This window comes from Micromonospora sp. NBRC 110038 (genome assembly GCF_020884815.1).
In the GTDB taxonomy this organism is placed as follows: domain Bacteria; phylum Actinomycetota; class Actinomycetes; order Mycobacteriales; family Micromonosporaceae; genus Micromonospora; species Micromonospora haikouensis.
In genome coordinates this window covers 469,459-494,638 of record NZ_BBOL01000004.1, presented here as the reverse complement: position 1 = coordinate 494,638, position 25,180 = coordinate 469,459, and the positions used below count along the sequence as shown (strand labels likewise).

General features: G+C 72.7%; 28 protein-coding genes and 1 riboswitch. Of the genes, 7 read left to right on the top strand and 21 right to left on the bottom strand.

The window, feature by feature from the left end:
* Position 1 precedes the first annotated feature (1 nt).
* Positions 2 to 1,000, top strand: coding sequence for a cytochrome d ubiquinol oxidase subunit II (gene cydB / locus LPU61_RS17780; RefSeq protein WP_229405528.1), 999 nt, complete (start codon positions 2 to 4; stop codon positions 998 to 1,000).
* A gap of 99 nt (positions 1,001 to 1,099) precedes the next feature.
* Here the strand turns inward: cydB and LPU61_RS17775 are convergent, their stop codons facing one another.
* Positions 1,100 to 1,807, bottom strand: a complete 708-nt coding sequence (locus tag LPU61_RS17775; RefSeq protein ID WP_229405527.1) for a hypothetical protein — start codon at positions 1,805 to 1,807, stop codon at positions 1,100 to 1,102.
* A gap of 66 nt (positions 1,808 to 1,873) precedes the next feature.
* Positions 1,874 to 2,326 (bottom strand): peroxiredoxin, encoded by a 453-nt coding sequence (locus tag LPU61_RS17770; RefSeq protein WP_199486181.1) that lies wholly within the window; start codon positions 2,324 to 2,326, stop codon positions 1,874 to 1,876.
* Between the two features lie 117 nt (positions 2,327 to 2,443).
* On the opposite strand from LPU61_RS17770, the gene LPU61_RS17765 reads away from it, so the two are divergent.
* A complete protein-coding gene (locus tag LPU61_RS17765) occupies positions 2,444 to 3,172 on the top strand; it encodes an SDR family NAD(P)-dependent oxidoreductase (protein ID WP_229405526.1) in 729 nt (242 codons plus the stop codon).
* Between the two features lie 72 nt (positions 3,173 to 3,244).
* Here LPU61_RS17765 and LPU61_RS17760 read toward each other — a convergent pair whose 3' ends face one another.
* Positions 3,245 to 3,574, bottom strand: a complete 330-nt coding sequence (locus LPU61_RS17760; protein WP_043969132.1) for a TraR/DksA C4-type zinc finger protein — start codon at positions 3,572 to 3,574, stop codon at positions 3,245 to 3,247.
* 704 nt (positions 3,575 to 4,278) lie between these two features.
* Between LPU61_RS17760 and LPU61_RS17755 the strand changes: the two genes are divergently transcribed.
* The gene (locus tag LPU61_RS17755) at positions 4,279 to 5,286 is read left to right on the top strand and encodes a tyrosine-type recombinase/integrase (protein WP_229405525.1); all 1,008 of its coding nucleotides are present in this window, start codon (positions 4,279 to 4,281) and stop codon (positions 5,284 to 5,286) included.
* Between the two features lie 117 nt (positions 5,287 to 5,403).
* The gene (locus tag LPU61_RS17750; RefSeq protein ID WP_229405524.1) at positions 5,404 to 6,288 is read left to right on the top strand and encodes a bifunctional 5,10-methylenetetrahydrofolate dehydrogenase/5,10-methenyltetrahydrofolate cyclohydrolase; all 885 of its coding nucleotides are present in this window, start codon (positions 5,404 to 5,406) and stop codon (positions 6,286 to 6,288) included.
* Here the strand turns inward: LPU61_RS17750 and LPU61_RS17745 are convergent.
* On the bottom strand, positions 6,285 to 7,064 hold the full coding sequence (locus LPU61_RS17745; RefSeq protein WP_043969130.1) for an endonuclease/exonuclease/phosphatase family protein: 780 nt from the start codon (positions 7,062 to 7,064) through the stop codon (positions 6,285 to 6,287). The two genes, LPU61_RS17750 and LPU61_RS17745, sit on opposite strands and share 4 nt — an antisense overlap.
* Before the next feature lie 172 nt (positions 7,065 to 7,236).
* Positions 7,237 to 7,848, bottom strand: coding sequence for a malonic semialdehyde reductase (locus LPU61_RS17740; RefSeq protein WP_043969129.1), 612 nt, complete (start codon positions 7,846 to 7,848; stop codon positions 7,237 to 7,239).
* Between the two features lie 102 nt (positions 7,849 to 7,950).
* Between LPU61_RS17740 and LPU61_RS17735 the strand changes: the two genes are divergently transcribed.
* Together LPU61_RS17735 and LPU61_RS17730 are read left to right on the top strand one after the other, a co-directional pair.
* Positions 7,951 to 8,301 carry a helix-turn-helix domain-containing protein gene (locus LPU61_RS17735; RefSeq protein ID WP_229405523.1) on the top strand — a complete coding sequence of 117 codons (351 nt, stop codon included), beginning with the start codon at positions 7,951 to 7,953 and terminating at the stop codon, positions 8,299 to 8,301.
* Positions 8,302 to 8,309: 8 nt separating this feature from the next.
* Positions 8,310 to 9,080: a GNAT family N-acetyltransferase gene (locus LPU61_RS17730; protein ID WP_229405522.1), complete on the top strand. Its 771-nt coding sequence runs from the start codon at positions 8,310 to 8,312 to the stop codon at positions 9,078 to 9,080.
* A 93-nt stretch (positions 9,081 to 9,173) separates the two neighbouring features.
* Here LPU61_RS17730 and def read toward each other — a convergent pair whose 3' ends face one another.
* On the bottom strand, positions 9,174 to 9,677 hold the full coding sequence (gene def, locus LPU61_RS17725; RefSeq protein WP_043969128.1) for a peptide deformylase: 504 nt from the start codon (positions 9,675 to 9,677) through the stop codon (positions 9,174 to 9,176).
* Positions 9,678 to 9,686: 9 nt separating this feature from the next.
* Positions 9,687 to 10,859, bottom strand: a complete 1,173-nt coding sequence (locus tag LPU61_RS17720; protein WP_229405521.1) for a chorismate-binding protein — start codon at positions 10,857 to 10,859, stop codon at positions 9,687 to 9,689.
* A 147-nt stretch (positions 10,860 to 11,006) separates the two neighbouring features.
* Here LPU61_RS17720 and LPU61_RS17715 point away from each other — a divergent pair, with 147 nt between their 5' ends.
* Positions 11,007 to 11,207: a DUF5999 family protein gene (locus tag LPU61_RS17715; protein WP_043969126.1), complete on the top strand. Its 201-nt coding sequence runs from the start codon at positions 11,007 to 11,009 to the stop codon at positions 11,205 to 11,207.
* A gap of 166 nt (positions 11,208 to 11,373) precedes the next feature.
* Here the strand turns inward: LPU61_RS17715 and gcvP are convergent, their stop codons facing one another.
* The 14 genes from gcvP to LPU61_RS17645 all read right to left on the bottom strand — a co-directional run bounded on the left by gcvP (position 11,374) and on the right by LPU61_RS17645 (position 24,978).
* Positions 11,374 to 14,196: an aminomethyl-transferring glycine dehydrogenase gene (gene gcvP, locus LPU61_RS17710; RefSeq protein ID WP_229405520.1), complete on the bottom strand. Its 2,823-nt coding sequence runs from the start codon at positions 14,194 to 14,196 to the stop codon at positions 11,374 to 11,376.
* Positions 14,197 to 14,273: 77 nt separating this feature from the next.
* A riboswitch (glycine riboswitch) is annotated at positions 14,274 to 14,372 on the bottom strand.
* Positions 14,373 to 14,430: 58 nt separating this feature from the next.
* Positions 14,431 to 15,315 (bottom strand): NAD-dependent protein deacetylase, encoded by an 885-nt coding sequence (locus LPU61_RS17705; RefSeq protein WP_229405519.1) that lies wholly within the window; start codon positions 15,313 to 15,315, stop codon positions 14,431 to 14,433.
* A 69-nt stretch (positions 15,316 to 15,384) separates the two neighbouring features.
* Positions 15,385 to 16,005 carry a DivIVA domain-containing protein gene (locus LPU61_RS17700; RefSeq protein ID WP_043969122.1) on the bottom strand — a complete coding sequence of 207 codons (621 nt, stop codon included), beginning with the start codon at positions 16,003 to 16,005 and terminating at the stop codon, positions 15,385 to 15,387.
* Positions 16,002 to 17,204 carry a globin domain-containing protein gene (locus tag LPU61_RS17695; RefSeq protein ID WP_229405518.1) on the bottom strand — a complete coding sequence of 401 codons (1,203 nt, stop codon included), beginning with the start codon at positions 17,202 to 17,204 and terminating at the stop codon, positions 16,002 to 16,004. The genes LPU61_RS17700 and LPU61_RS17695 overlap by 4 nt, the downstream gene beginning before the upstream one ends.
* Positions 17,205 to 17,206: 2 nt before the next feature.
* On the bottom strand, positions 17,207 to 18,394 hold the full coding sequence (locus LPU61_RS17690) for a nitric oxide synthase oxygenase (protein ID WP_043969643.1): 1,188 nt from the start codon (positions 18,392 to 18,394) through the stop codon (positions 17,207 to 17,209).
* A 346-nt stretch (positions 18,395 to 18,740) separates the two neighbouring features.
* Complete coding sequence (locus LPU61_RS17685) at positions 18,741 to 19,325, bottom strand: MerR family transcriptional regulator (RefSeq protein WP_043969120.1); 585 nt, start codon at positions 19,323 to 19,325, stop codon at positions 18,741 to 18,743.
* Between the two features lie 195 nt (positions 19,326 to 19,520).
* Positions 19,521 to 19,988, bottom strand: a complete 468-nt coding sequence (locus LPU61_RS17680; RefSeq protein WP_043969119.1) for a bifunctional nuclease family protein — start codon at positions 19,986 to 19,988, stop codon at positions 19,521 to 19,523.
* A gap of 223 nt (positions 19,989 to 20,211) precedes the next feature.
* Positions 20,212 to 20,916: a MerR family transcriptional regulator gene (locus LPU61_RS17675; RefSeq protein ID WP_176734447.1), complete on the bottom strand. Its 705-nt coding sequence runs from the start codon at positions 20,914 to 20,916 to the stop codon at positions 20,212 to 20,214.
* A gap of 50 nt (positions 20,917 to 20,966) precedes the next feature.
* Positions 20,967 to 21,419 carry an FHA domain-containing protein gene (locus LPU61_RS17670; protein WP_007071101.1) on the bottom strand — a complete coding sequence of 151 codons (453 nt, stop codon included), beginning with the start codon at positions 21,417 to 21,419 and terminating at the stop codon, positions 20,967 to 20,969.
* Positions 21,420 to 21,629: 210 nt separating this feature from the next.
* Entirely contained in the window at positions 21,630 to 22,010 is a 381-nt protein-coding gene (gcvH, locus tag LPU61_RS17665; protein ID WP_043969117.1) for a glycine cleavage system protein GcvH, read from the bottom strand.
* 65 nt (positions 22,011 to 22,075) lie between these two features.
* The gene (locus tag LPU61_RS17660; RefSeq protein WP_043969116.1) at positions 22,076 to 23,029 is read right to left on the bottom strand and encodes a DUF881 domain-containing protein; all 954 of its coding nucleotides are present in this window, start codon (positions 23,027 to 23,029) and stop codon (positions 22,076 to 22,078) included.
* A gap of 10 nt (positions 23,030 to 23,039) precedes the next feature.
* Positions 23,040 to 23,372 (bottom strand): small basic family protein, encoded by a 333-nt coding sequence (locus LPU61_RS17655; protein WP_007071104.1) that lies wholly within the window; start codon positions 23,370 to 23,372, stop codon positions 23,040 to 23,042.
* The gene (locus tag LPU61_RS17650) at positions 23,369 to 24,331 is read right to left on the bottom strand and encodes a DUF881 domain-containing protein (protein WP_043969115.1); all 963 of its coding nucleotides are present in this window, start codon (positions 24,329 to 24,331) and stop codon (positions 23,369 to 23,371) included. Before LPU61_RS17650 ends, LPU61_RS17655 begins: the two co-directional genes overlap by 4 nt.
* On the bottom strand, positions 24,328 to 24,978 hold the full coding sequence (locus LPU61_RS17645) for a CDP-alcohol phosphatidyltransferase family protein (protein WP_043969114.1): 651 nt from the start codon (positions 24,976 to 24,978) through the stop codon (positions 24,328 to 24,330). The genes LPU61_RS17650 and LPU61_RS17645 overlap by 4 nt, the downstream gene beginning before the upstream one ends.
* Positions 24,979 to 25,180: the final 202 nt, after the last annotated feature.

Below are 25,180 nucleotides of genomic sequence, written 5' to 3'. Positions count from 1 at the left end.
CGTGGAACTCACCACCATCTGGTTTCTCCTCGTCGCCGTGCTCTTCACCGGCTACTTCATCCTCGAAGGCTTCGACTTCGGCGTCGGCATGCTCCTGCCCGTCCTCGGCCGCGACGACCGCGAACGCCGCGTCCTCATCAACACCATCGGCCCCGTCTGGGACGGCAACGAGGTCTGGCTCATCACCGCCGGCGGCGCCATGTTCGCCGCCTTCCCCGAGTGGTACGCCACCCTCTTCTCCGGCTTCTACCTGCCCCTGCTGCTCATCCTGCTCGCCCTCATCGCCCGCGGCGTCGCCTTCGAATACCGCCACAAGCGCCCCGAAGCCACCTGGAAACGCCGCTGGGACCAGGCCATCTTCTGGGGCTCCGCCATCCCCGCCGTCCTGTGGGGCGTCGCCTTCGCCAACATCTTCCGCGGCGTACCCCTGGACGCCGACCACGAATACGTCGGCGGCCTCACCGACCTGCTCCACCCCTACGCCCTCCTCGGCGGCCTCACCACCCTCGGCCTCTTCCTCACCCACGGCGCCGTCTTCCTCGCCCTCAAGACCACCGGCGACATCCGCCACCGCGCCCGCGCCCTCGCCCTCAAACTCGGCACCGGCACCGCCGTCGCCGCCGTCGCCTTCCTCGGCTGGACGCTCACCATCCGCTCCAGCACCGCCGCCATCGCCCTCGCCGCCGGCGCCGCCATCGCCCTCCTCGCCGGCCTCGCCGCCGCCCGCGCCCGCCGCGAAGGCTGGGCCTTCACCGGCACCGCCCTCGCCATCGCCCTCGCCGTCGCCACCCTCTTCGCCGCACTCTTCCCCAACGTCATGCCCTCCACACTGGACCCCGCCGGCACCCTCACCGCCACCAACGCCGCCTCCACCCCCTACACCCTCAAGATCATGACCTGGGTGGCGGTCATCTTCACCCCCATCGTCCTGGCCTACCAAGGCTGGACCTACTGGGTCTTCCGCAAGCGCATCGGCATCGCCCACATCCCCACCCACTGACCACCCACCCCGGGGCCGGCGCGACTCCCCACGCGCCGGCCCTCGCACACAAAACCGCCCCCGCCGCACACAGCGACGGGGGCGGGGGAGACACACCAATCAACCCGCCTCGCGCAACTCCGCCAACCGCGCCTCGATCTCCGCCAACTCCGCCCGCAACTTCTCCGCCTGCTGCTCCGCCTCCGCCCGCTCCGCCGCCAGAATCTGCTCCACCGCCTCCTGCACCCCCGGAACATCCACCAACGCCACCATCCGCAACGCCTCCGCCGGCTTCACCACATACGGCTTCGCCAACGCCTTCGCACCCTGCTGCGCCGCCACCGTCCACTCACCATCCGCATACGCCAACGTCACCGTCAACCCCGCCGGCCCCTTCGGCTTCACCACCTTCGCCGCCTTCACCGGCCTACGCGCCGGCTTCGCCTCCGCCAGCTCCTGCTCCTGCTCCACCCTCGGCTCCTCCCGCCGCTGCGCCGGCACCCGCGGCGTGTCCAACACGAACTCCGGCTCCACCACCGGCTCAGGCTCCGGCTGCGCCTCCACCGACACCGCAGCCGCCTTCCGACCCGCCCCCCGCGGCGCCACCGCCACATCAGCGGGGGAGAACGGCAACTCGTCACGCCCGAACCGCACCACCACGAACTCGTCCGACACCGCCGGATCCGTCAACTCCACCACCTGACCCACCTGACCAGCGATCTGACCAGCCGACGAGGTGAACACCACCCTCGGCTTCCGGCCCGCCGCCAACGCCTCCCGGATGCTCTGCACCTCGTCAGTGGACAAACCCTGGCCCGCGGCAACCATCACAACCCTCTTCCGTACACCTGTTTGATCCTGCCTTGATACCAGCCCACACCGACACCCCGAAGATCAACCCCCCAACGCCCGCAACGCCCGATCCGCATGCTCGTTCATCCCCAACTCGCTGTGCACCACCTCCACCACCCGCCGATCCACACCGATCACGAACGTCATCCGCCGCGTACTCAACGGCCCCAACGGCAACCGCCGCAACACCCCGAACCGCCGCGCCACCACACCGTCGACATCCGACAACAACGGATAGTCGAACCCGTGCAACCGCGAAAACTCCGCCTGCCGCTCCACCGCATCCCGACTGATCCCCACCCGCTGGGCACCCACCGCCGCGAACTCCGCCGCCAGATCCCGGAAATGACAACTCTCCGCCGTACACCCCCGCGTCATCGCCGCCGGATAGAAGAACAACACCACCGGCCCCGACGCCAGGAACTCCGACAACCGCCGCGGCGCACCCGTCTCGTCCGGCAACTCGAAATCCTCGACCAGGTCACCGACCCGCACACCCGCCACCACAACCCCCTCGCCACGAACCGACGCCGGCAGCGTAAGCGATCACACCCGCCAACGCCCCCCACCCCACCGGTAACGTCACCACCACACCCGGGGGAGGAGCACCCGATGCAACCCGTCACCATCGTCACCGGCGGCAGCCGCGGCATCGGCGCCGCCACCGCCCGCCGCCTCGCCCACGCAGGCCACCACATCGCCATCGCCTACCGCCGCGACCACACCGCCGCCACCGATGTCGTCGCCGACATCCAGGCCGCCGGCCGAAACGCCATCGCCGTCCAGGCCGACACCACCGACCCCGACGCCGTCGGCCACCTCTTCGACACCGCCGCCACCCTCGGCCCCCTCACCGGCCTGGTCAACAACGCCGGCGTCACCAGCCCCATCGGCCCCATCACCGACCTGCGCGCCGAAGACCTACGCCACGTCGTCGACGTCAACCTCATCGGGTACGTCCTCTGCGCCCAACAAGCCGCCCGCCGCCTCACCCGAGGCGGCGCCATCGTCAACGTCTCCTCCGCCGCCGCCACCCTCGGCAGCCCGGGGGAGTACGTCCACTACGCCGCCGCCAAAGCCGCCACCGACACCCTCACCGTCGGCCTCGCCAAGGAACTCGCCCCCCACGGCATCCGCGTCAACGGCGTCGCCCCCGGCATCATCCGCACCGACCTGCACGCCCTCTCCGGCGCACCCGACCGCGCCGACACCGCCGCCGGCCGCATCCCACTCGGCCGCGCCGGCGAACCCGACGAGATCGCCACCGCCATCGCCTGGCTGCTCAGCCCCGAAGCCAGCTACGCCACCGGCACCGTCCTACGCGTCTCCGGCGGCCTCTGACCAGCACACCCCGCCCACCGACACGGCGTGGGCCGCCACCCCAGACCGAGGTGGCGGCCCACGACACCCACGTCAGCCGGCCGACTTCTCCTGGCACGGCACGCAGAAGCGGGCGTACGGCACCACCTCCAGCCGCTGCACCGGAATCGCCCGCTCGCACCTCTCACACACGCCGTACCCGCCCTCGTCGATGCGCCGCAACGCGTCGGCGACCTGCTCGACGCCGCGCCGGGCGGCCACGACCAGCGCCGCCCGGGTGTGCGCCTCGCCCGGGTCGCCCGTGTCGGCGTTGAGCTCGGTCAGTTCCCTGAGCCGAGCCGTCTGCGTGGCGAACTCGTCCGCCAGCGACACGCGTAGCTCGGCCAGCCACTGCTGGTCGACGGTGCGATGATCCAGACTCATGGTCGATCCTTCCGATCAGAAACCCGGGAACGCTGAGAAGCCCGGGAAAAGAAAAAGGGCCGAAGCTCTACGGCTTCGCCCTGGCGGTCGTTTCGGGGAGGGGACCGCCGCCGGAGGGCCACGGCCGGTCGGGCTCGGCAGCCCGTACGTCACCACCGCGCTCGCCTGGCAGACGACGACCGACGCGGCCGGGACGACCGCACCGCGCGCGACGCGCGCCCGCGTCACCGACGTGACGGCGGGCGGACAGGTCGACAGCGGGTACATCGGACCAGCATAGGGTGATCATGAAGGGGAAGCCAACGGTAAACGAGACGGCCCCGTGGTGATTCGATAATGCACATTATGTCAAGTTGACCGGTCGGGGGCTCCTCCGAGAGGGGTCGAGCCCTGCGCCGGGCGGGCCGCCGGCAGCCGCCGGCCGGCACCCCGCCGGTCGCCCCGTCCCGCGCCCGGTCGCCGTCGGCTCACCCGTTCGGGCCCGGTGATCATCCTCGCCGGGTCCCATGCAGGACCGGCCGCTGCGTCCCGGCCCGCCGTCCAGGCCCGGCGGAGACGTCTTCGTGGCTCTCGCGCGCCGGGACCGACCGACGCCTCCGATAGCGCCAATGCCGGTTCCCGTGTCGACCAGGCCGGGCAGGTCGTCCCGTCTCCCCTCTCGCAGCGGGTCGCCGCGAACCCGAGAATCATGCATAATATCCCTTATGCATGACAAACAGGACGAATCAGTCACGAGCCTCGTCGAGGAGTTCCTGACCGCCCTGGCGACGCGCAAGCCGTCCCCGCACACCCTCGCGGCGTACCGGCGGGACCTGCGGGCGGTGGCGGCGCTGGCGGCGGAGGTCGTCACCCCGGTCCTGCCACCCGAGGCGCTGCCCGTCGCCGCCCTCTCCCCCAGGGTCATGCGGGCCGCGTTCGCCCGGTTCGCCGCGCCCCGCGCCGTGGCGTCGGTGCACCGTGCCTGGTCGACGTGGAACAGCTTCTTCTCGTTCCTGGTGGCGGAGGGCGTGGTGGCGGGCAACCCGATGCCGGCGGTGGGCCGTCCCCGCGCCCCGCTCCCCCAGCCCAAGCCGCTGCGTGGTGAGGACACCCCGGAGCAGCTGCTCGCGGCGGTGTCCCGGGAGGACGGTCGGCAGCGTGATCCGTGGCCGGAGCGGGACGTGGCGGTGTTGGCGTTGGCGCTGTGTGCGGGGCTGCGCCTGTCGGAGTTGTTGGCGCTGCGGGTGGCGTCGCTGGCGGGGCGGCCGGGTGAGCGTCGGGTGGAGGTGGCGGGCAAGGGGGGTCGGCCGCGGGTGGTGCCGGTCGAGCCGGAGCTGGACGGGGTGCTGGTGGCGTATCTGGAGAGTCGGGCGCGGCGGTTCGGGTCGCGGTCGGTGCGGCCGGAGTCGCCGTTGCTGGTGGATCGGCAGGGTGAGCCGTTGCGGCGGGGTGGGTTGCAGTATCTGGTGGAGTCCTGTTATCGGCGGGCGGGGGTGGCCGATCGGGTGCCGCGGGGGGCGCGGTTGCACGCGTTGCGGCACACGTTCGCGACGCGGTTGGCGGAGGACGGGGCGAGCGCGGCGGAGATCATGCGGTTGTTGGGGCATGCGTCGTTGGCGTCGTCGCAGACGTATATCGAGGTGACGGCGGGTCAGCAGCGGGCGGCGGTGCGGTCGAATCGCACGAATCGGGTGTTGGGGGGGTTGGTGGCGGTGCGGGGGGACGTGGGGTGAGGGGTGGGTGGGGCAGGATGGGGTGGTACGCGACTGGCGGCACCGGGGATGGGTTTGACCATCGGGGAGCTCGTCGTGGGGGTCGTCCGCCTGGGCCCCTGCGGGCGGGGTGGTGTCATGTCCTCTTCGATGGATTCCGTGGGTGTGGCTCGGTTGTTGCCGGGTGGGCCGGTGGCGGATCGGGTGTTGGGTGAGGTGGCGGCGGAGGTCGTCGCGTTGCGGGCGGCGGGGGTGACGCCGTCGTTGGCGACGGTGCTGGTCGGTGACGACGACGCGAGTGCCGGGTACATCCGGATCAAGCAGTGGCAGGCGGCGGAGCTGGGGTTCGTGTCGCCGCATGTGCGGTTGCCGGCGTCGGCGTCGCAGGTGGATCTGCATCGGGTGATCGAGGATTTCAATGCCGACCGTGGGGTGCACGGGGTGTTGGTGCAGCATCCGGTTCCGGGCGGGCTGGATTACGGGCGGGCGTTGCAGGTGCTGGATCCGGACAAGGATGTGGATGGGATGCATCCGGTGAATCTGGGTCGGTTGGCGTTGGGGTTGCCGGGGCCGGTGCCGTGTACACCGGCGGGGATCGAGGCGTTGTTGGCGTTTCACGGGGTGTCGGTGGCGGGTCGGGAGGTGGTGGTGCTGGGTCGGGGTGCGACGTTGGGGCGGCCGTTGGCGATGTTGTTGGCGCAGAAGCGGGCGACGGCGAATGCGGCGGTGACGGTGGTGCACACGGGGGTGGCGGATTGGCCGCGGTTTGCGCGTCGGGCGGAGGTGTTGGTGGCGGCTGCGGGGGTGCCGGGGATCGTGCGGCCGGAGCATGTGCGGCCGGGTGCGGTGGTGGTGGGTGGTGGGGTGCGGTATGCGGGGCGGCGGTTGTTGCCGGATGTGGATCCGTCGTGTGCGCGGGTGGCGGGGGCGATCACGCCGCGGGTGGGTGGGGTGGGTCCGACGACGGTGGCGATGTTGTTCCGTAATGCGGTGGGTGCGGTGCGGCGGGCGGTGGGTGGTTAGCCGAGGTCGACGAGGAGGGGGCGGTGGTCGGAGATGGTGGAGAGGGGGGTGGCGGTGGCGGTGACGGGTGGTAGTCGGTGGCGGAGGTGGCGGTCGGCGAGGATGTGGTCGAGTTGGATGCGGGGGTGGGTGGCGGGGTAGGTGGGGCGGCGGGCGAGGGGGGTCCAGCCGGAGATGAGGCGGGCGGGGGTGGCGGGGAGGTTGAGGTCGCCGAGGAGGATGCGGGGGGCGGGTAGGGCGCGGAGTGCGCGGACGGTTTGGCGGAGTTGGTGGGCGTTCCAGCCGGGGACGAAGGAGAGGTGGGTGGCGGCGACGGTGATGTCGCCGTGGGGGGTGTCGAGGACGGCGGCGAGGACGACGCGGGGTTCGTCTTGTAGGAGGAGGAGGCCGCCGTCGGGTCCGGGGATGTAGACGGGTGAGCGGACGGGGGCGGGTTTGAGGCGGGTGACCTGCCAGGTGCGTACGGGGTGGCGGGTGATGAGGCCGATGCCGTAGCGGGGTTCGCCGTGTCCGTCGTCGTCGTGGCGGAGGGGGCGGAAGTGTTCGCCGGGGGTGCCGACGAGGGCGGCGGCGAAGCGGTGTTGGGGTGCGTGGAGGGCGTGGGCGGCGATGGCGGTGAGGTCGTGGTTGCCGCTGCGGCTTTGGTCGCGGTCGACTTCTTGGAGGGCGAGGACGTCGGCGTCGAGGGCGGCGACGGCGGTGGTGAGTCGGTGGGGGTCGACGAGTCCGTCGGTGAGGGATCGGCCGTGGAGCAGGTTGAAGGTGGCCAGGCGCACTCTGTGCAGCTTACGTGGGTGAGGGGAGGGTGGTGGGGTGGTGAGGGTGTTGGTGTGTTCGATGGTGGTGTTCGTGGCGGTGGGTTGGGTGGGTGTGTGGTTGCGGCGGCGTCGGGGTCTGTGAGGGGTGGGGCCGGGTCGGCGCGCGGGGTGCGCGCCGACCCGGGGTGGGTCAGGCGTGGCGGACGACGTCGTCGTAGTCGAGGCGGGGCAGGCGGGGGAACCAGGCGTCGGGGCCGGGCTTGCCGATGTTGACGACGAGCAGGGAGCGCCAGCTGCTGTCGGCGAAGAATTCGCGGTCGACGCCGGCGGCGTCGAAGCCGGCCATGGGTCCGGCGGCGAGGCCGGCGGCGCGGACGGCGAGGAGCCAGTAGGCGATCTGGAGGGTGGCGTTGAAGCGGGCCATGGTGTCGCGGGCGGCGGGGTCGGCGGCGAGGCCGTCGCGGAGTTCGGGGCGGATGGGGAAGATGCGGGGGATGTGGTCGTGGAAGTCGGTGTCGGCGGCGAGGACGGCGACGACGGGGGCGGTGGCGGTCTTGGTGCGGTTGCCTTCGGCCATGTGGGTGAGGAGGCGGTTGCGGGCGTCGCCGGGGCGGATGTAGAGGACGCGTAGGGGTTGGGTGTTGGCGGCGGTGGGTGGGTACTTGGCGAGGTCGAAGATGGCGTGCAGGTGTTCGTCGGTGACGGGTTCGTCGGTGAAGGTGTTGGCGGTGCGGGCGTCGGTGAAGAGTTGGGCTTGGGCGTCGGGGTGGAGGGTGATCAGGGGTGTGGTGGTGTCGGTCATGGTGTCCTCCAGCAGGGGTGTGGGGTTGTTGCTGCGCCTACGGTAGCAGCTAGCTTTTTCGAAGCTGCTGTGGTCGTGGTGGGTGCCACGTATCCTGGGGTCATGACGCTGCGCTCCCCCGCCGACGAGGCTCCCCGTGTGTGTGACCGGGGTCTGACGCGGGCGTTCGCGTTTCTGGGCAAGCGGTGGAACGGGGTGTTGCTGGGGACGCTGGGGCTGGGGCCGGCGGGGTTCGCGGAGTTGGCGCGGGCGTTGCCGGGGATCAGCGAGTCGGTGTTGTCGGACCGGTTGGGTGAGTTGGTGCGGGTGGGGCTGGTCAGTCGCACGGTGCGGGAGGGTCCGCCGGTGGGGGTCAGTTACGGGCTGACGGAGCGGGGTGCGGCGGTGTTGCCGGCGTTGGACGCGTTGGCGCGGTGGGCGCACGAGAATCTGCCGGCCGAGGGGTGCCGCTGAACGGGTTGGTGCGTGCCGAGCGCGACCGGGGGTTGTTGGGTCGGCTGCTGGGTCGGGATCCGGCGTTGCACGCGTACGAGTTGGGTGATCTCGACGACTTCTTCTGGCCGTACACGTCGTGGTTTCGTCGTGGTGGGCAGGTGGCGTTGCTGTATCACGGTGCGGTGCCGCCGACGCTGTTGGCGTTGGCCGGGCCGGGTGGGCGGGCGGAGTTGGCGGGGTTGCTGACGGATCTGACGCCGGTGTTGCCGGCGCGGCTGCACGCGCATCTGTCGCCGGGCCTGGTGGCGGCGTTGGGTGGCGGGTTCGACGTCGGTGGTGGGGTGGGGCACGTGAAGATGGCGTTGACGGATCGGGCCCGGTTGGCGGGGGTGGTGGCCGAGGGGCGGCCGTTGACGGTGGCGGACCTGCCGGAGTTGCGGGGTCTGTACGCGGCGGCGTATCCGGGGAACTGGTTCGACGCGCGGATGCTCGACACGGGCCGGTACGTGGGGGTGCGTCGGGGTGGTGCGCTGGTCGCGGTGGCGGGGGTGCACGTGTATTCGCCGACGTGGCAGGTGGCGGCGTTGGGGAACGTGACGACGCATCCGGGGTTTCGGAGGCGGGGGTTGGGTGCGGCGGTGGTGGCGGCGTTGTGTGGGCGGTTGGTCGGTGAGGTGGAGCATGTGACGTTGAACGTGCGGGGTGACAACGTGGCGGCGTTGCGCCTGTACCGGGGGTTGGGGTTCACGGCGGTGGCGGAGTACGGGGAGTACACGTTGACGGCCCGGTTGGGCTGAGGGCGCTGCGGTCGGCCAGCGACAACACCGCGATGACGCCCCGCCCGGTCGCCGCCCGCGGGTGGCGCCGGTGTGTCGACCGGGCGGTGGCCGTCAGCGGCGGGGTGCGTCGAAGCGGCCGGCGCGGATTTCGCGCAGGGCCTTGCGTCGGGTGTCGCCGCGCAGGGTGTCGACGTAGAGGCGGCCGTGGAGGTGGTCGGTCTCGTGTTGCAGGGCGCGGGCGAGGAATCCGCTGCCGGAGATGGTGAGTGGTTCGCCGTGCTGGTCGAAGCCGTGTGCGGTGGCGTGCAGGGCGCGGGGGGTCGGGAAGTAGAGGCCGGGGATGGACAGGCAGCCCTCGTCGTCGTCCTGGGTTTCGTCGGACAGTTCCAGGGTGGGGTTGATCATGTGGCCGCGGTGGCCGTCGGCGTCGTAGACGAAGACCTGGGCGGGTACGCCGATCTGGTTGGCGGCGACGCCGGCGCGGCCGGGGGCGCCGAGGAGGGTGTCCATGAGGTCGGTGACCAGGGCGCGGAGGTCGGCGTCGAAGGTGGTGACCGGCTCGCAGGCGGCGCGTAGCACCGGGTCGCCGATGATCCGGATGGGCCGCATCGTCATGTGATCAGGTTATCGGTTGGTGAGGGCGGCGCGGACGGGGTGGGCCTTGGCGGCGGCTTCGGCGACTTCGGCGTCGGGGTCGCTGTCCCAGGTGATGCCGCCGCCGGCCCAGGTGTGCAGGTGGTGGGCGTCGGCGGCGGCGGTGCGGATGGTGAGGCCGAGGTCGAGGTGGCCGGGGGCGATCCAGCCGAGGGCGCCCATGGCGGCGCCGCGGCCGACGGGTTCGCAGGCGGCGATGACGTCGCAGGCGGCGAGTTTGGGTGCGCCGGTGACGGAGCCGCCGGGGCAGATGGCGTGGAGCAGGTCGGCGAGGCCGAGGCCGTCGGCGGGGGCGGCGGAGACGGTGGATTCGGCCTGCCACAGGTCGCACCAGCGGCGTACGGCGAACAGTTCGTCGACGGTGACGGTGCCGGTGGCGGCGACGCGGGCGAGGTCGTTGCGTTCCAGGTCGACGATCATGATGTGTTCGGCGCGTTCCTTGGCGGAGGTGAGCAGTTCGGTGCGGCCGGCGGGGGTGGCGGGGCGGGTGCCTTTGATGGGGCGGGTGACGAGGCGGCCGGCTTCGACGGCGATGAGGGTTTCCGGGGAGGCGCAGCCGATGGCCCAGCCGGGGCCGTGCAGGGTGCCGCCGTAGCGGGCTCCGGGTAGGCGGGCGAGTCGGGCGAGGGCGGGGTGGGGGTTGCCGGTGTAGGGGGCGGCGGCGTGGCCGACGAGGTTGGTCTGGTAGACGTCGCCGCGGCCGATGGCGGCGCGGACGGCGGTGACGGCGGCGGCGTGTTGGTGGGGGGTCCAGCTGGGGGTCCAGTCGCCGACCCACCAGGTGCTCTCGGGTGGTGGTGGTCCGGTGGGGCCGGTGGCGGTGTGGTCGTAGACGACGACAGCGAGGTCGGGCAGGGCGGGGGCGGGGGTGGGTGCGCCGGGTGCGGCGGCGGTCATGGTGGCGGCTGCGGCGGCGGAGAGGTAGAGGGCGGCGCCGCAGGGGCCGTCGGGGCGGTGGTGGGTGGCGGGGCGGGTGAGGTCGTCGGCGCCGAGGCCGTGGGCGGTGAGGAAGTCCTGGGCGAGGGCGGCGGGGTCACCGCCGTCGGTGAGGCGCCATTCGAGGCGGTCGCGTTCGGCGAGGCGGTCGCGGCAGTGCGCGGGGGCGGCGGGGGCGTCAACCCGCCTCAGTGGGAGCGCTTCCACGCCGTCCGGCCCATTCCGCCTCGTCCGTTCAGTGGATTTCCCGGCAACATGGCGTGAACCTGCTCGATGCGGCTCACTGTCGCTTGGTACTGTGCGTCACTGGTCATGTGAACCATGACACAGTGCCCCCACAGTCCGGAGAACCCGATGTGCCAGCACCAACCCACCTGCCCCTCCGCCGAAGCGACCGACCGGGAAGCCGCCCGGATCATCGCCTGCTTCCCTGAGCAGGGCTGGAGCCTGCTCTGCAACGGTGTCATCGTCTTCGAGGACACCGGCGAGCTCCTTCCCGACGGCAGCACCATCGCCCCCCACCGCGGCCCCGCCCGACACGCCCTCGTGGCCTGACCGTTCACCCAGCGTCAACCTGACGCACACGTCGACCTCAGGCTAGTCCCCGCTGCCGGGGCCGCCCTCCCCAGGTCGACGCACCGGCCGGGGCGGCCACGTGCACCGCCCCGGCGTCGCGCGCAGGCATTCGAACCGCGCCACATCCCCCGCGCGCCCGCGGCGCTCAGTCCTCGAACGCCTCCGGCGCGGGACACGAGCAGACCAGGTTCCGGTCGCCGTACGCGCCGTCGACGCGCCGCACCGGCGGCCAGTACTTCCCGGCCCGGTCCACGCCCACTGGGTAGCCACCCACCGACCGCGGATACGGGTGCGGCCACTCGTCGGCCGACACCATCGCCGCCGTGTGCGGCGCGTTGGCCAGGGGGTTGTCGCCGGCCGGCCACCGCCCCGACGCCACCGCGTCGATCTCCGCGCGGATGGCGATCATGGCGTCGCAGAACCGGTCCAGCTCGGCCAGGTCCTCGCTCTCGGTCGGCTCCACCATCAGCGTCCCCGCCACCGGGAACGACATCGTCGGCGCGTGGAACCCGTAGTCGATGAGCCGCTTGGCCACGTCGTCGACGCTGATCCCCGCGGCCTTCGTCACCGGCCGCAGGTCCAGGATGCACTCGTGCGCCACCAGGCCCTTGTTGCCCGCGTACAGCACCGGGAAGTGCTCCCGCAGCCGCGCCGCCACGTAGTTCGCGGCGAGCACCGCCACCCCCGTGGCCCGGGTCAGGCCCGCCGCGCCCATCATCCGCAGGTACGCCCACGGGATCGGCAGGATCCCCGCCGACCCGTACCGGGCGGCCGAGATCACCGGCCGGCCGTCGCCGCCGTCGCCGCACGGGTCGCCGGGAAGGAACGGGGCCAGGTGCTGCCGCACCGCCACCGGACCCACCCCCGGCCCGCCGCCGCCGTGCGGAATGCAGAACGTCTTGTGCAGGTTGAGGTGCGACACGTCCGCGCCGAACCGGCCCGGCTTGGCGAACCCGACGAGGGCGTTGAGGTTCGCCCCGTCGACATACACCTGGCCGCCGGCGTCGTGGACCTTCGCGCACAACTGCGCGATGCCCGTCTCGTACACCCCGTGCGTCGACGGGTACGTCACCATGATCGCCGCGAGCGCGTCCCGGTGCTTGTCGATCTTCGCGTCGAGGTCGACCAGGTCGACGTTGCCGTCGTCGTCGCAGCCCACCACGACCACCCGCATCCCCGCCATCACCGCCGACGCGGCGTTCGTGCCGTGCGCCGACGACGGGATCAGGCACACGTCGCGGTGCCCCTGCCCCCGGTCGGCGTGGTAGGCGCGGATCGCCAGCAGCCCCGCCAGCTCCCCCTGCGACCCGGCGTTGGGCTGCACGCTGACCGCGTCGTAGCCGGTCACCTCCGCCAGCCACCCCTCCAACTGGGCGATCAGCTCGCGGTAGCCGGCCGTCTGCGACGGCGGCGCGAACGGGTGCACGTGGGCGAACTCCGCCCAGCTCACCGGCTCCATCTCCGTGGTCGCGTTCAGCTTCATCGTGCACGAGCCCAGCGGGATCATGCCCCGGTCCAGGGCGTAGTCGAAGTCCGCCAGCCGCCGCAGGTAGCGCAGCATCGCCGTCTCGGAACGGTGCGCGCCGAACACCGGGTGGGTCAGGAACGCCGACGTGCGCGCCAACCCCGCCGGCCACGCCGCGTCGACGGCGCCGTCGAACGCGGGCACCCCGAACGCCGCCCACACCGCCGCCAGGTGCGCCGCGGTGGTCGTCTCGTCGCACGAGACCCCCACCCGGTCGGCGTCGACCAGCCGCAGGTTCACCCCCCGCCGCTGCGCGTCGGCGACCACCTGCGCGGCGCGGCCCGGCACGGTCGCCACGACCGTGTCGAAGAACGCGACGTCCGCGACGCCCACCCCGCCCGCGCGCAACCCGGCCGCGAGCCGCGCCGCCATGGCGTGGGTACGCCGCGCGATCGCCCGCAGCCCGTCGGGGCCGTGGTAGACGGCGTACATGCCGGCCATCACCGCCAGGAGCACCTGCGCGGTGCAGATGTTGCTGGTCGCCCTCTCCCGCCGGATGTGCTGCTCGCGGGTCTGCAACGCCAGCCGGTACGCCGGGTTGCCGGCGGCGTCGCGGGACACCCCGACGAGCCGGCCGGGCAGCATCCGCTCCAGGCCGGCGCGCACCGCCAGGTAGCCGGCGTGCGGGCCACCGAAGCCCATCGGCACCCCGAACCGTTGGGTGGTGCCGGCGGCGATGTCCGCGCCGATCTCCCCCGGCGCGCGCAGCAGCGTCAACGCCAGCAGGTCCGCCGCCACCGTCACCAGCGCCCCGGCCGCGTGGGCCGCCTCGACCAGCGGCGTGTGGTCGCGTACGGCCCCCGACGCCCCCGGGTACTGCAGGTGCAGGCCGAAGAACTCCCCCGGCAGCTCGTCGGCGTCCAGGTCCACCACCCGCACCTCGATGCCCAACGGCTGCGCCCGGCTGGTGATCACGGCGACGGTCTGCGGCAACGCGTCGGCGTCGACCACGTACACACTGCTGCGGGACTTCGACGCCCGCCGGGCCAGGGTCATCGCCTCCGCCGCGGCCGTGGCCTCGTCGAGCATCGACGCGTTCGCCGTGGCCAGCCCCGTCAGGTCCGTCACCATCGTCTGGAAGTTCAGCAGCGCCTCCAGCCGGCCCTGGCTGATCTCCGGCTGGTACGGCGTGTACGCCGTGTACCAGGCCGGGTTCTCCAGCACGTTGCGGCGGATCACCGCCGGGGTGTGCGTGCCGTGGTAGCCCAAGCCGATCATGGACACGGCGACGGTGTTGCGGCCGGCGATCTCGCGCAGCTGCGCGAGGGCGTCGTGTTCGCTGGCCGGCTCCGGCAGGTCCAGGGTGCCGTGCCAGCGGATCACCTCGGGGATGGCCGCATCCATCAGCTCGTCGATCGAGTCGTAGCCGACGACGTCGAGCATGCGGCGCTCGTCGTCGCCGTCGGGGCCGATGTGGCGGGCGGCGAACTGCTCTGCGGTCATGGGCGGCGCTCCCCGGGGGTGAGGTCGACAGGTCGGCCTCCCCCTGAGTCGCACCCCGGGCAGGGCGCTCCACAGTGCCTGCCCACGTGGTCCTTCTGCCTGAGAGGTTCCGGGGAGGAAGCTGCCCCTTCGGCGCCGCCCCGAACAACTCGGGCGGTCTCTCCCACGCGGGGTACCGGCACCGACCACGCTACCAGCGCCACCGTTTCCGGCGGATGTCGTCCCCGGCGGGGATCACCCGCGCGTAACCCCGGCGTCGGCGCCCGACGCGGCCAGGGGCGCGCGGGGGGTGAGGCGGTCGGCGAGTTCCGGCAGCACCACGCCCAGCGGGGCGTCCACACGCACGGTGGCGTACCCGTCGCCCCGGGTGGGCCCCTGGTTGACGATCGCCACCGGAATGCCCCGTTTCGCCGCCCGGATCACGAACCGGCGCCCCGACATCACCGTCAACGACGAGCCGAGCACCAGCACCGCCCGGGCCCGCTGCACCAGGTCGAAACACGCGGCGACCCGCGCCGGCGGCACCGTCTCCCCGAAGAACACCACGTCCGGTTTCAGCATGCCGGTGCGACACCACTCACAGTCCACCGGCCGGAACCGGGCCACCTGCGCGTCGGGCAGGTCCACGTCACCGTCCGGGTTGACCGCCGCCACCGCCGCCGAGAACCCCGGGTTCGCCTCCCGCAGCCGCCGGTCCAGCTCCTCGCGGGCGGTGCGGTCGCCGCAGTCGAGGCACACCACCGCGTCGAGACTCCCGTGCAGCTCCACCACCGGCGTCGACCCGGCGGCCGTGTGCAGACCGTCGACGTTCTGCGTGATCACCGCGTCGACGAGGCCGGCGTGCTGCAACCGGGCCACCGCGGCGTGCCCGTCGTTGGGCGCCGCCCGGGCGATCGTGCGCCACCCCAGGTGACTGCGCGCCCAGTAGCGGCGCCGCGCCGCCGGGTCCTGCGTGAACGCCTGGAACGTCATCGGGGTGTGCCGGCGGGCCACGCCGCTGGGCCCCCGGTAGTCGGGGATGCCCGAGTCCGTCGACAGGCCGGCGCCACTGAGCACCACGACACCACCGCCGGTGAGCAGGCCCGCCACCGCGTCGATCGTCTGCGTCACGTCGTCCATGCTGCCTCGGCGTGCGTCGCGTCGGCGACCGCCGGCCGCGTGACGCTGCTCGCCCGCGGCCCCGGCGGGCTACCCGCCGAGGACCTGACGCAACTGCCGGTCGGCTTCGGCGGTCTGCTCCGCCTGCGCCCGCACCTGCTCCGCCTGCCCCGCCAGGTAGGCCTGCCACCGGCCCAGTTGCTGCTGCGCCGCCGCCGCCAGAGCCGCCTGCCGGCTCTCCAACTCGCGCACCCGCCCCAGCAGCCGCAGCTCCTCGGCGCGGGCATCCGCCGCGTCCGGGCGCGTACCGAGCAGCGCGCCGGCCCGCCGGTGCGCCTCGGCGACGATCTCCTCGGCCTGCCGCCGCGCGTCCGCGATGATCTCCGCGCCTTCCGCGCCGGCGTCCTCGATCGTCCGGTTCGCCTCCTCCTGCGCCCGCACCGCCAACTCGATCACCATCGAGTCCGGGCCCTGCGGGGCCGCGCTCGGCAGAGCCCCGTGCCGCAGCATCTCCACCTGCCGCACCAGCGTCTCGTTCTCCCGCCGCAGCCGCTCCAGCTCACCGTGCAGCAACCCGATCCGCTCGTCGGCCGACCGGGCCACGTCGGCGACCTGGTCGACCGGCAGCCAGTCACCCCCACGGAACCGGCGGGCCGTCAACGTGCCCACCACCCTGGCCGTACCGCCATGGTCACCCGCGTCGATGCTCATCGCACCCCCGTCGCGCTGAAGTCCCGCACCGCCACCGCGGCGGCTGAACCGGCCAGCGGCGGATACTGGCAGTGGTCGTAGGCCTCGGCCAGGATCCGGTGCGGGGCCACCCCCGACCCGAGCAGCGCCCCGATCGTCTCGCGCGTCATCTCCGGGCTGCCGCACACCAGCACGTCGGCCTCCTCCCACGGCCCCAGCCGCACCGCCGTGTCGCCTGCCGTGCCCACGGCCCCCGACCATCCCCAGCCGGTCTGCACCGTCGGCACGTACCGCAGCCAACCCGTCGCGTCCGCCAACTTTCGCACGGTCGCGTCGTCGTAGAGGTCCTCCGGGGCCCGGCCGCCCACCACCAACGTCGTGGGCCGCCCCGGGCCTGCCCGCAACGCCTCCACCACCGCCCGCAACGGCGCCAGCCCCGTCCCCCCGGCCACCAGCAGCAACGGCAGTTGCGGCGAACGGTCGTACGCCGCCAGCGCGGTGCCCGTCGGCGAGCCGAGCAGCACCAGATCCCCCACCCGCAGGCGGCGCACCAGATGCGTCGAGAAGCGACCCACCGCGCGCACGTGGAACTCGATCGTGCCGTCGGGGCGCGGCGCGTTGGCCGGTGACAGGTATCGCCAGAGCCGCAACTGCGGCACCTGCACCGGCAGCGACTGCCCCGGGAGGTACTCGCACAGATAGTTGGGGCGCACCGTGAACACGCACAGGTCCGCGCGGCGTCGCTGCACCGCGAGGACCTGCGCCTCCCACAGCGGCGGCGACGACCGTTCCGCGTCCGCCGCGCCGGCCAGCATCAGGCCCGACACCACCTCGTACGCCGTCGCCCAGTCCGCCCGCAGCCCCGGCGTCCACCGCGGCCCGAGGAACCGTTCCAACGTCGCCAGCAACGCCTGGCCCACCCAGCGGTAGTGCCCCTGGCCCAGCGGCACCACCCGGCCCTGCCGGTCCTCGCCCCGGAACCGACGGTGATCGGCGCCCAGCCGCCGCGTGAAGCCCGCCAGCTCCCGCTCGTCGTCGACGTGGCTCACGATGTGCCCCAACGCCGCCAGCAGCTTGTCCTCCTGGTAACGCATGTTCGTCGGGAACATCGACCGCACCTCCGGTGCGATCGTGAACAGCGTCGCGTAGAAGTACTTCGCCGCCTCCGGACCCGCCACCCGCAACTGCGCCCAACTCTGCCGCAACGCCGCGACGTCCATCCTCAGTCCTCCCGCCGGCGGGCCGCGTCGTGACGCCCCCGCAGGGTCGCCTCCGGCACGCCGGCCGATCCGTACGCCCGCGGTGCCGGCCACAGGTTCGGGTTCGGCACCCCCGGGTCGTAGTAGCGGTGGTGCACCGCGTGTAGAGCCGCCCATCCGACGCTGCCGTTGAGCCACGACCAGTCGCCGTGCACCGGCCGTCCCGCCCGCTCCTCCTGCGCGCAGAACCGCATGAACAACTCCGATTCGGTGTGCGGATCAGACACCCGCACCCCCGCCAGGCGGAACGAGTGCAACACCGCCTGGTTGATCACCAACGCGGCGTGTTCCCGCCACAGCGTGTCCTCCCGCGACGTGTCCAGTCCCAGCCCCCGGGCCACCGTCAGCAGCTGGTCGTACCGGTCCCGGTCGCCCATGTTGCGGGTGCCGATCTCGTCGCTGAGGTAGTGGCCGTTGAACGGCGCGCAGCTGTAGTCGACCCCGCCGACGCGCAACCGCATGTTGCTGATCACCGGCAACGCGTGCCACCGCAGCCGCAACCCCGCGAACCACGGATACGCCGGATGCGTCAGCGCAACCTCCCGCACCAGTTCCCGGGGCACCCGCACCAGCGTCGGATCCTCGTACGCCGTCTCGATCACCCACGGCAACAGGTCGAACCGGCCCGGCGCCGGCGGAGGCCGCCACCCCAGGGCCAGCGCCGCCTCCGTCATGGGCACCTGGGCGGGATCGCCCAGCACCGACCCGTCGGCGCCCCGGTGACCGCAGTAGCGGATCAACTGGTCGTTCCAGATCCGCGCCCGCGGCCCCACCCCTGGCCGGTCCGGTGCGAACACCGTCATCACCGACTGGATCCGGCCACCGTTGTCCGCCGCCGCCAGGTGCCGCGCCAGCTCCTCCGCGATCCCCGCCACCGTCGTCACGTCCCGGCGGTCACGCACCCGCAGACCGGCCCACCGCACCCGGCCCACACACCGCACCGACTGCCGCCACGCCACCTTCGCGCCGTGCGCCAGCTCCTCCCGGGTGTGCCGGTACGTGCCCGTCACGGCGATTTCCTCCCGCACCTGCGCGATCCGCGCGGCCACCCCCGGCAGCCGCCGCTCCGCGTGGAACAGATGCAGGAACTCGGTTGCTTCCGCCAGCACGTCACCTGCCGGCGCGGGCGGCGGCAACGGCGCGTGTGCCACCGGGCAGCCGGACCCACCCACGGCACGCCCGCCGACGTCCACCAGGGTCACGCCAGCCTGACTGTCAGTCTGCACTTCGGTTCAAATCCGATCGTCGGGCGGCGCCGTCGCCACACCGTGGGTCGTCCCGTCCACCGGCCGGCGGCTCGCCACCGCACTCACCGACGGTGACGCGAACGCAGCGAGCCGCGAATGCCGCCCCATAGGATTCCTGGCAACGCAAAAGCTGTCAACCGGCCCGACACGTCCCGTGAACGCACACACACGATCGTCCTACATCAAAGCGGACCACCCGGGACAGTTCCCGACCGCCCGACCAGCGCCGCCGGCCGCCGTCGGCCCGGGGTCAGCCCGCGCGGCGGCGCGCCCGGCGGGCCGCCAGCTCGTCCTGCACGGCGTCGTCGCCCGCCGCCCCCGGCGCCGGCTCGGCCGGCTCCGCCGGCAGGTGCGACAACGACCCCTCGATCTCCTTGAACGCGCCGCCGATGGCGATGCCGAACACGCCCTGGCCGCCCTGCAACAGGTCGACCACCTCCTCCGGCGAGCGGCACTCGTACACCGTCGTGCCGTCCGAGATCAGCGTGATCCCCGCCAGGTCGGCCACCCCGCGCGAGCGCAGCGCCTCGATCGCCTTACGGATGTTCTGCAACGACACCCCGGCGTCCAGCAGGCGCTTCACGACCTTCAACACCACCAGGTCGCGGAACGAGTACAACCGGGACGTCCCCGACCCCGAGGCGTCCCGCACGCTCGGCACCACCAGCGTCGTGCGCGCCCAGTAGTCCAGCTGCCGGTAGGTGATGCCCACCGCGTGGCATGCGGTCACACCCCGGTAGCCCACCGCACCGTCACCCTCAGTCGCCGGCCCCGCCGGCACCACACCCGTCTCCTGCGCTTGCGTGCCAGGCTCGGGATCTCGCGGCTCGTGCATCCGGACCAACCTCCCCGCCAGTGCGGTGACACGTCGCATCCGGGACGTGCACCCCTCGACACGGCAACCCTATAGCGCCCTTGAAGAGTTACCGCGCAGGAACGGTCGCGACACGCCGCGCAGCCACGGCAAAGATCACCGACACGCCGGCAGGTCACCCACAGTGACCACCATCCGGTGGGTCGGGAAACGCGGTCAGCCCGCGAAGTCCTCCGGACGCACCTGCTCCAGGAACTCGCGGAACTTCTCCACCTCGTCCTCCTGCTCGTCCGGGATCACGATCCCCGCCTCGGAGAGGACCTGCTCGGCACAACGAATCGGCGCACCGACCCGCAACGCCAACGCGATCGAATCACTCGGCCGCGCCGACACCCGCACCCCGTCGTCACCGATCAACAGGTCGGCGTAGAAGACGTTCTCCTTCAGCTCGGTGATCTCCACCGCCCGCAGCGGCGCCTGCAGCGCCGCCAGCACGTCCCGCAACAGATCGTGCGTCAACGGCCGGGCCGGCTTGACCCCCTGCTGCTCGTACGCGATCGCCGTCGCCTCCACCGCACCGATCCAGATCGGCAGGTAGCGATCCCCCTCGACCTCCCGCAGCAGGACGATCGGCTGGTTGCTGGGCAGCTCCACCCGAACCCCGACCACGCTCAGCTCGCGCACCGCCGCCTCCGTGTCGTTGTCACCTACGCCCGTACCGCGACCTTCCCTGCACGGTACACGGACCGCGACACGCACATCCCATGCGCTACCCGCACGCCCCACGCCAGAGAAGGGTTACCCCGGCAAGCCTACGACACGCCCCCGGAAGCCGACCCCGCCCACCGCGCCCGCCAAACGCCGCGCGGCCCGGGCCAACGCCCGGGCCGCGCGCACCACCCTAGGGTCACCGACCCAACGTCGAGCGCAGCCCCACGCGCACCAACGCCGCGTGCAACTGCTGGGACAACGCCACCAACTCCCGCGCCGTCTCCGCCGCCCGCGCCCGCGCCGCCGGGTCGCTCTGCCGCACCAACGGCGCCACCAACTGCGCGAACAAACCCACCTCCCGGTCCGCCGCCGTCCGGTAACCCCGCAGGTGCCGAGGCTCCAGCCCGTACGCCGCCAGACCCGCCACCGCCCGCGCGATGATCAACGCGTCCCCGTCGTACCAACCCGGCGGATCGGACACCAACACCCCGAGCCGCTCCAACTCGCCCAACGTCGACTCGTCGATCCCGCTGCGCGCGACCAGGTCGGACCGGCCCAACCGCACCTGGGCCGAATCCACCGGCTGATCCGCCGGCGCGGAACGACCGGGCACCTCACCGCCCGGGCCCACCGCCACCAGCGTCGGCCGCGACGGCGCTGGCCCGTCCTCCGCGTCCCACTGCGCCAACTGCTCACGGATCACCCGCAACGGCAGGTACTGGTCACGCTGCGCGGTCAGCACGAACCGCAACCGCGCCACGTCGTCCCAGCTGTACTTCCGGTAGCCCGCAGCGGTGCGCTGCGGCTCGACGAGGCCCTCGGCCTCCAGGAACCGCAACTTCGAAATCGTGACGTCGGGAAACTCCACCCGCAACTGCCCCAGCACCTCGCCGATGCTCATCAGCGGTTGCGCGCGGGCCGCACCGGGCGGCGTCGAAGCCGCAGGCTCGTTCACCCCCGGCCGGCCTCCTCCTCCGGGCGCGGACCGGCGATGAACACCACTCGGAACTTGCCGATCTGCACCTCGTCACCGTTGCTCAACGTGGCCGCCTCGACCCGCTCCCGGTTGACGTAGGTGCCGTTCAGACTGCCCACGTCCCGCACCGTGAACGTCCCGCCGTCCCGGTGGAACTCCGCGTGCCGACGCGACACGGTCACATCGTCCAGGAAGATGTCACTGTCCGGATGCCGGCCACTCGTCGTCACGTCGTGATCCAGCAGGAACCGGGCGCCCGCGTTCGGGCCCCGACGAACCACCAGCAGCGCCATACCCGGCGGCAACGAACCGGACATCCGGCTCGGCACCACATCGGTGTCCGGCCCCTCCAGCACTTCGTCGAGCGAACCGAGATTGAGCGTCGAAGTGACGTCGAGCGGGGGGAACTCGTCGTCTGGCCGCGTCATGGGACCACCTCACGGATCTGTTTCGCGTCGGCGTCGGGTGATTCGGGTCTGGCCGCCGGGCAGCACACCCGGCGGCTGGCTCCCCGTGCCCGGAAAGGCAATTCCGCAACGCTCAACTTATGGGTTCTCGGTCGACTGGGCGAGCCTAGCCAGCGCCGAAATGCAGGGCAACCGGACGCGCGGCACGAACACCACACGCCCAACGGGCACTCAGCTCTCGGTGAGCTCGCGGTAAGCCCCGGCGGTCAGCAGCCCGTCCACCGCCGCCGGATCACCCGGCGTGATCTCCACCAGCCAACCCGCACCGTACGGATCAGAGTTGATCACCTCCGGAGTGTCCACCAACGCCTCGTTCCGCGCCGCCACGACCCCGCTCACCGGGGCGTAGATCTCGGACACGCTCTTGGTCGACTCGATCTCACCCAACGAGTCGCCCGCGGCCACCTCCGCGCCCTCCTCGGGCAACTGGACGAAGACGATGTCACCCAGCGCGTCCTGTGCGAAGTGCGTGATGCCGACCCGGACCGCGCCCGAACCGTCACCCGCCACCCACTCGTGCTCAGCGGTATACCGCAGATCCTCGGGAATCACCAGACGCGTCCTTCATCGTCGTGCCGACCAGTGGTGCGCCGGCGGACCGGCGCGGGCCGCACCGGTCAGGAGACCGGACGGGCGTGCTCCAACTTCACGGGCGCGTGCAGCGCCGACACGTCGGCCACCTCACGATCCTCGACGATCACGTTACCGCCGTCACCGGCGACCGACGCGGCCACCCCGCCCGGAATCTTCAACGCCGTCGCCATCGTCGTCGGATCACCGATCACCGTGATCGTGAACGGCCCCGACAACCGGCGTCCGTCGACCACCAGATCCCCGCCCGAGCCGTCCAGGAAGTACGTCGAGGCGATGATCCGCACCGCCGCGCCGTCGCCGCCCGAGATCTGCATCGCCTCCGCGCCCGCACCCCGCAGCTCCTGCACCGCATCCAGCACCCGGTACGCCGAGATCGGCTTCGACCCGGCCTCGAAGCGCACGCTCAACCCCGGCCCCCGCGCCGGCAGCGTCCCCGCCAGGATGCCCAGCTCGTCGGCCCGCCGCGTCGCCTCCTGCAGCGCCGCCTGCCGCCCCTGCTCACCCGAGCGCAACTGCCGCTGGCTCTCCTCCAACGCCTCGATGTCCTGGCGCAGCCGCTTCTCCCGCGAATCCAGATCCGAGAAGATCCGCACCAGGTCCTCCTGGCGGGTCGCCGCCGACGTCGGATCCGTCGACGTCGTGCGCAACTGCACCACCAGGGTGAACCCCAACAGGCCCAGCAACAACGCGATCATCGCCCCGGCCGACGTGAAGCGCCGCGCCACCGCGGCCGGCCCCGTCGGCGGGGTCTGCTCCGCGCCCGCCGGCGCGGTCACCGACGACAGGTCCACCGTCACCGCGTCGCCGGCGTCCGGCTCGTCCGGCGGCGACTGGCGGCCCGGCGGCTCACCCTGCGGCGAAAGCGGCGACATCTCGTCGGAATCCGGTGCCCCCGGCCGCGGGTCCGGCCCGGTGGGCCGGCCCGGAACCGCCGGCTGCGGCCACCCCGTGCCCGTCTCGGACTGCTCCTCGCTCATCGCCTCGAGCCTACGCCCGGAACAGGTGGCGACGGATCGCCGCCACGTTGCCGAAGATCCGCACCCCGAGCACCACCACCACGCCGGTGGACAACTGCCCACCCACGCCCAACTGGTCACCCAGATACACGATCAGACCCGCCACCAGCACGTTCGAGATGAACGACACCACGAACTGCTTGTCGTCGAAGATCCGGTCCAGCTTCGCCCGCACCCCGCCGAACACGGCGTCCAACGCCGCCACCACCGCGATCGGCAGATACGGCTGCAACGCCGCGGGAACCGTGGGATCGAGGTACACCCCGAGCACCACCCCGGCGAGCAACGCCAGCACCGCGATCATCGGCCACCTCCGGAAGGACTGGGAGACGAACCAGAGCCGGACGGCTCAGGACCGGACGAACCCTCGACGCCCGAACCCGACACGGACGGGCTCGGACTGACCGAAGGCTCGGCGTAGCGTAGCCGTGGCTCCGGCGCCGCCGGCAGGGTGAGGTCCTCCACCTCCCGGACCTGGAACGACAGCCCCACCGAGTTCACCAGCTCCCGCATCAGGAACGCGGCCCGGCTGTCGTCGAACCGGTCCCGCAGCGAGCCCGGCCCGATCGCCGACACCTCGTACGGCCCCGTCACCGGCCGGAAGTCCACCAGGATCGCCGCGCCCGCCGACCGGATCGTCGACGTCGCCGTCAACCGTTGGCCGTTGATCGCCACCGCCTCCGCGCCCGCCGCCCACAGGTCGTTGGCCACCTTCTGCAGATCCGTGTACAGCACCCGCGGCGGCCCGCCCTCGGAGCCGGTCACCGCCCCGTCGTCCTTCGGCGGCGCGTCCGCCAACCGCACCACCACGCCGTCGCCGCGCACCCGCCCCAGGCCGGTGCCCGCCTCCAGCCGCCGCAACCGCGACGCCTGCGAGCCGCTGAGCGCCGCGTCCCGCTGCCGGCCGACCTCCTCCCGCAGCCGGTCGGCCCGGGCCGCCATCTCGTCGGTCTCCGCCTCGCGCTCCTTGATCTGCGCCACCAGGTCCGCCCGCGCCTTGCTGCGCCCCGGCTCCTCCGCCATCGTCTGCCGGTACGCCACGGCGAACAGGAACCCCAACGCCACGAGCACCACCAGGCTGACCGACCGCGCCGACCGGCCGCGCCACCCCGACGGCGGCGCGTCCCGGCGCCGGGCCGCCGCGTCGGCGTACCCCGGGTCCAGCGGGTTGCGGAACAGCTCGGTCAGGAAGTCCGGCGCGTACACCCGGGCCGCCGGGCCGTCGCCCTGCGGGGCGTCGGGCCGCCGCTGCGGGGCGCTCACGCCGCCGCCCCCGCCGCCGGGGACCGCACCGCCCGCACCAGCCGCGCCGCCTGCAGCACGTAGAGCGCGCCGGCCGCCCAGTACAGCACCAGACCCCACCAGGCCAGCCCCCAGCCGACCGCCCCGGCCACCGTCGCCGTAACCGCCGACGTGGCGTGCGCCAGCAACAGGATCGGGAAGGCGGCCAGCAGCAGGAACGTGGCGGTCTTGCCGACGTAGTGCACCGGCGGCGGGCCGTACCCGTGCCGGCGCAGCACCCCCAGCGAGCCCAGCAGCAGCAACTCCCGGGCCAGCAGCGCCACGGTGAACTGCCAGGGCACCACCTCGCGGGCGGTGAACGCCAGCAGGGTCGCCAGGATGTAGAGCCGGTCGGCCAGCGGGTCCAGCAGCTCGCCCAGCCGGCTGACCTGCCGCAGGCGGCGGGCGATCCAGCCGTCGACCCAGTCCGTGGTGCCCCCGAGCGCCAGGACCACCACCGCGGCGACGTCGGCGTGGGCGACCAGCAGCAGATAGAGGAAGAGCGGCACGCCGAGCAGCCGGACGAAGCTGATCAGATTGGGCAGGGTGAGGACGCGGTCCCCGGTCGGCGCGGCGTGCGGGCCGTGGGTCTCATCCGGGGGTGGGCCCCCCGCCGGCCGACGCGACACCGAACCTCCCTCCGCAGCACGGTCCGGCGCCCGGGACGGGCGCTGCGGAGGGACGTGCGCGTTGCCGGGCCGGCCGCCGCCGGCGCCCTCGGATCCCGGGCTGGGACCTCCCCTGGTGCGGCCCCCGATCGCAGGATCAGGGGCCGGTGAGTTGCGCTGCCACTATATCGGGCCTGGTTCCGGCTCCCGGCGGCCCGCGTTC

Bases quoted from the DNA above. Each gene is read 5' to 3' on its own strand.
- LPU61_RS17765 (WP_229405526.1), top strand. From the start codon at position 2,444: ATGCAACCCGTCACCATCGTCACCGGCGGCAGCCGCGGCATCGGCGCC.
- LPU61_RS17660 (WP_043969116.1), bottom strand. From the start codon at position 23,029: ATGAGCGAGGAGCAGTCCGAGACGGGCACGGGGTGGCCGCAGCCGGCG.
- LPU61_RS17675 (WP_176734447.1), bottom strand. From the start codon at position 20,916: ATGAGCATCGGCGAGGTGCTGGGGCAGTTGCGGGTGGAGTTTCCCGAC.
- LPU61_RS17735 (WP_229405523.1), top strand. From the start codon at position 7,951: ATGACGCTGCGCTCCCCCGCCGACGAGGCTCCCCGTGTGTGTGACCGG.
- LPU61_RS17775 (WP_229405527.1), bottom strand. From the start codon at position 1,807: ATGGTTGCCGCGGGCCAGGGTTTGTCCACTGACGAGGTGCAGAGCATC.
- LPU61_RS17760 (WP_043969132.1), bottom strand. From the start codon at position 3,574: ATGAGTCTGGATCATCGCACCGTCGACCAGCAGTGGCTGGCCGAGCTA.
- LPU61_RS17670 (WP_007071101.1), bottom strand. From the start codon at position 21,419: ATGACGCGGCCAGACGACGAGTTCCCCCCGCTCGACGTCACTTCGACG.
- LPU61_RS17695 (WP_229405518.1), bottom strand. From the start codon at position 17,204: ATGGACGTCGCGGCGTTGCGGCAGAGTTGGGCGCAGTTGCGGGTGGCG.
- LPU61_RS17755 (WP_229405525.1), top strand. From the start codon at position 4,279: ATGCATGACAAACAGGACGAATCAGTCACGAGCCTCGTCGAGGAGTTC.
- LPU61_RS17685 (WP_043969120.1), bottom strand. From the start codon at position 19,325: ATGCACGAGCCGCGAGATCCCGAGCCTGGCACGCAAGCGCAGGAGACG.
- LPU61_RS17750 (WP_229405524.1), top strand. From the start codon at position 5,404: ATGTCCTCTTCGATGGATTCCGTGGGTGTGGCTCGGTTGTTGCCGGGT.
- LPU61_RS17740 (WP_043969129.1), bottom strand. From the start codon at position 7,848: ATGACCGACACCACCACACCCCTGATCACCCTCCACCCCGACGCCCAA.
- LPU61_RS17715 (WP_043969126.1), top strand. From the start codon at position 11,007: ATGTGCCAGCACCAACCCACCTGCCCCTCCGCCGAAGCGACCGACCGG.
- LPU61_RS17705 (WP_229405519.1), bottom strand. From the start codon at position 15,315: ATGGACGACGTGACGCAGACGATCGACGCGGTGGCGGGCCTGCTCACC.
- LPU61_RS17655 (WP_007071104.1), bottom strand. From the start codon at position 23,372: ATGATCGCGGTGCTGGCGTTGCTCGCCGGGGTGGTGCTCGGGGTGTAC.
- def (WP_043969128.1), bottom strand. From the start codon at position 9,677: ATGACGATGCGGCCCATCCGGATCATCGGCGACCCGGTGCTACGCGCC.
- LPU61_RS17700 (WP_043969122.1), bottom strand. From the start codon at position 16,005: ATGAGCATCGACGCGGGTGACCATGGCGGTACGGCCAGGGTGGTGGGC.
- gcvP (WP_229405520.1), bottom strand. From the start codon at position 14,196: ATGACCGCAGAGCAGTTCGCCGCCCGCCACATCGGCCCCGACGGCGAC.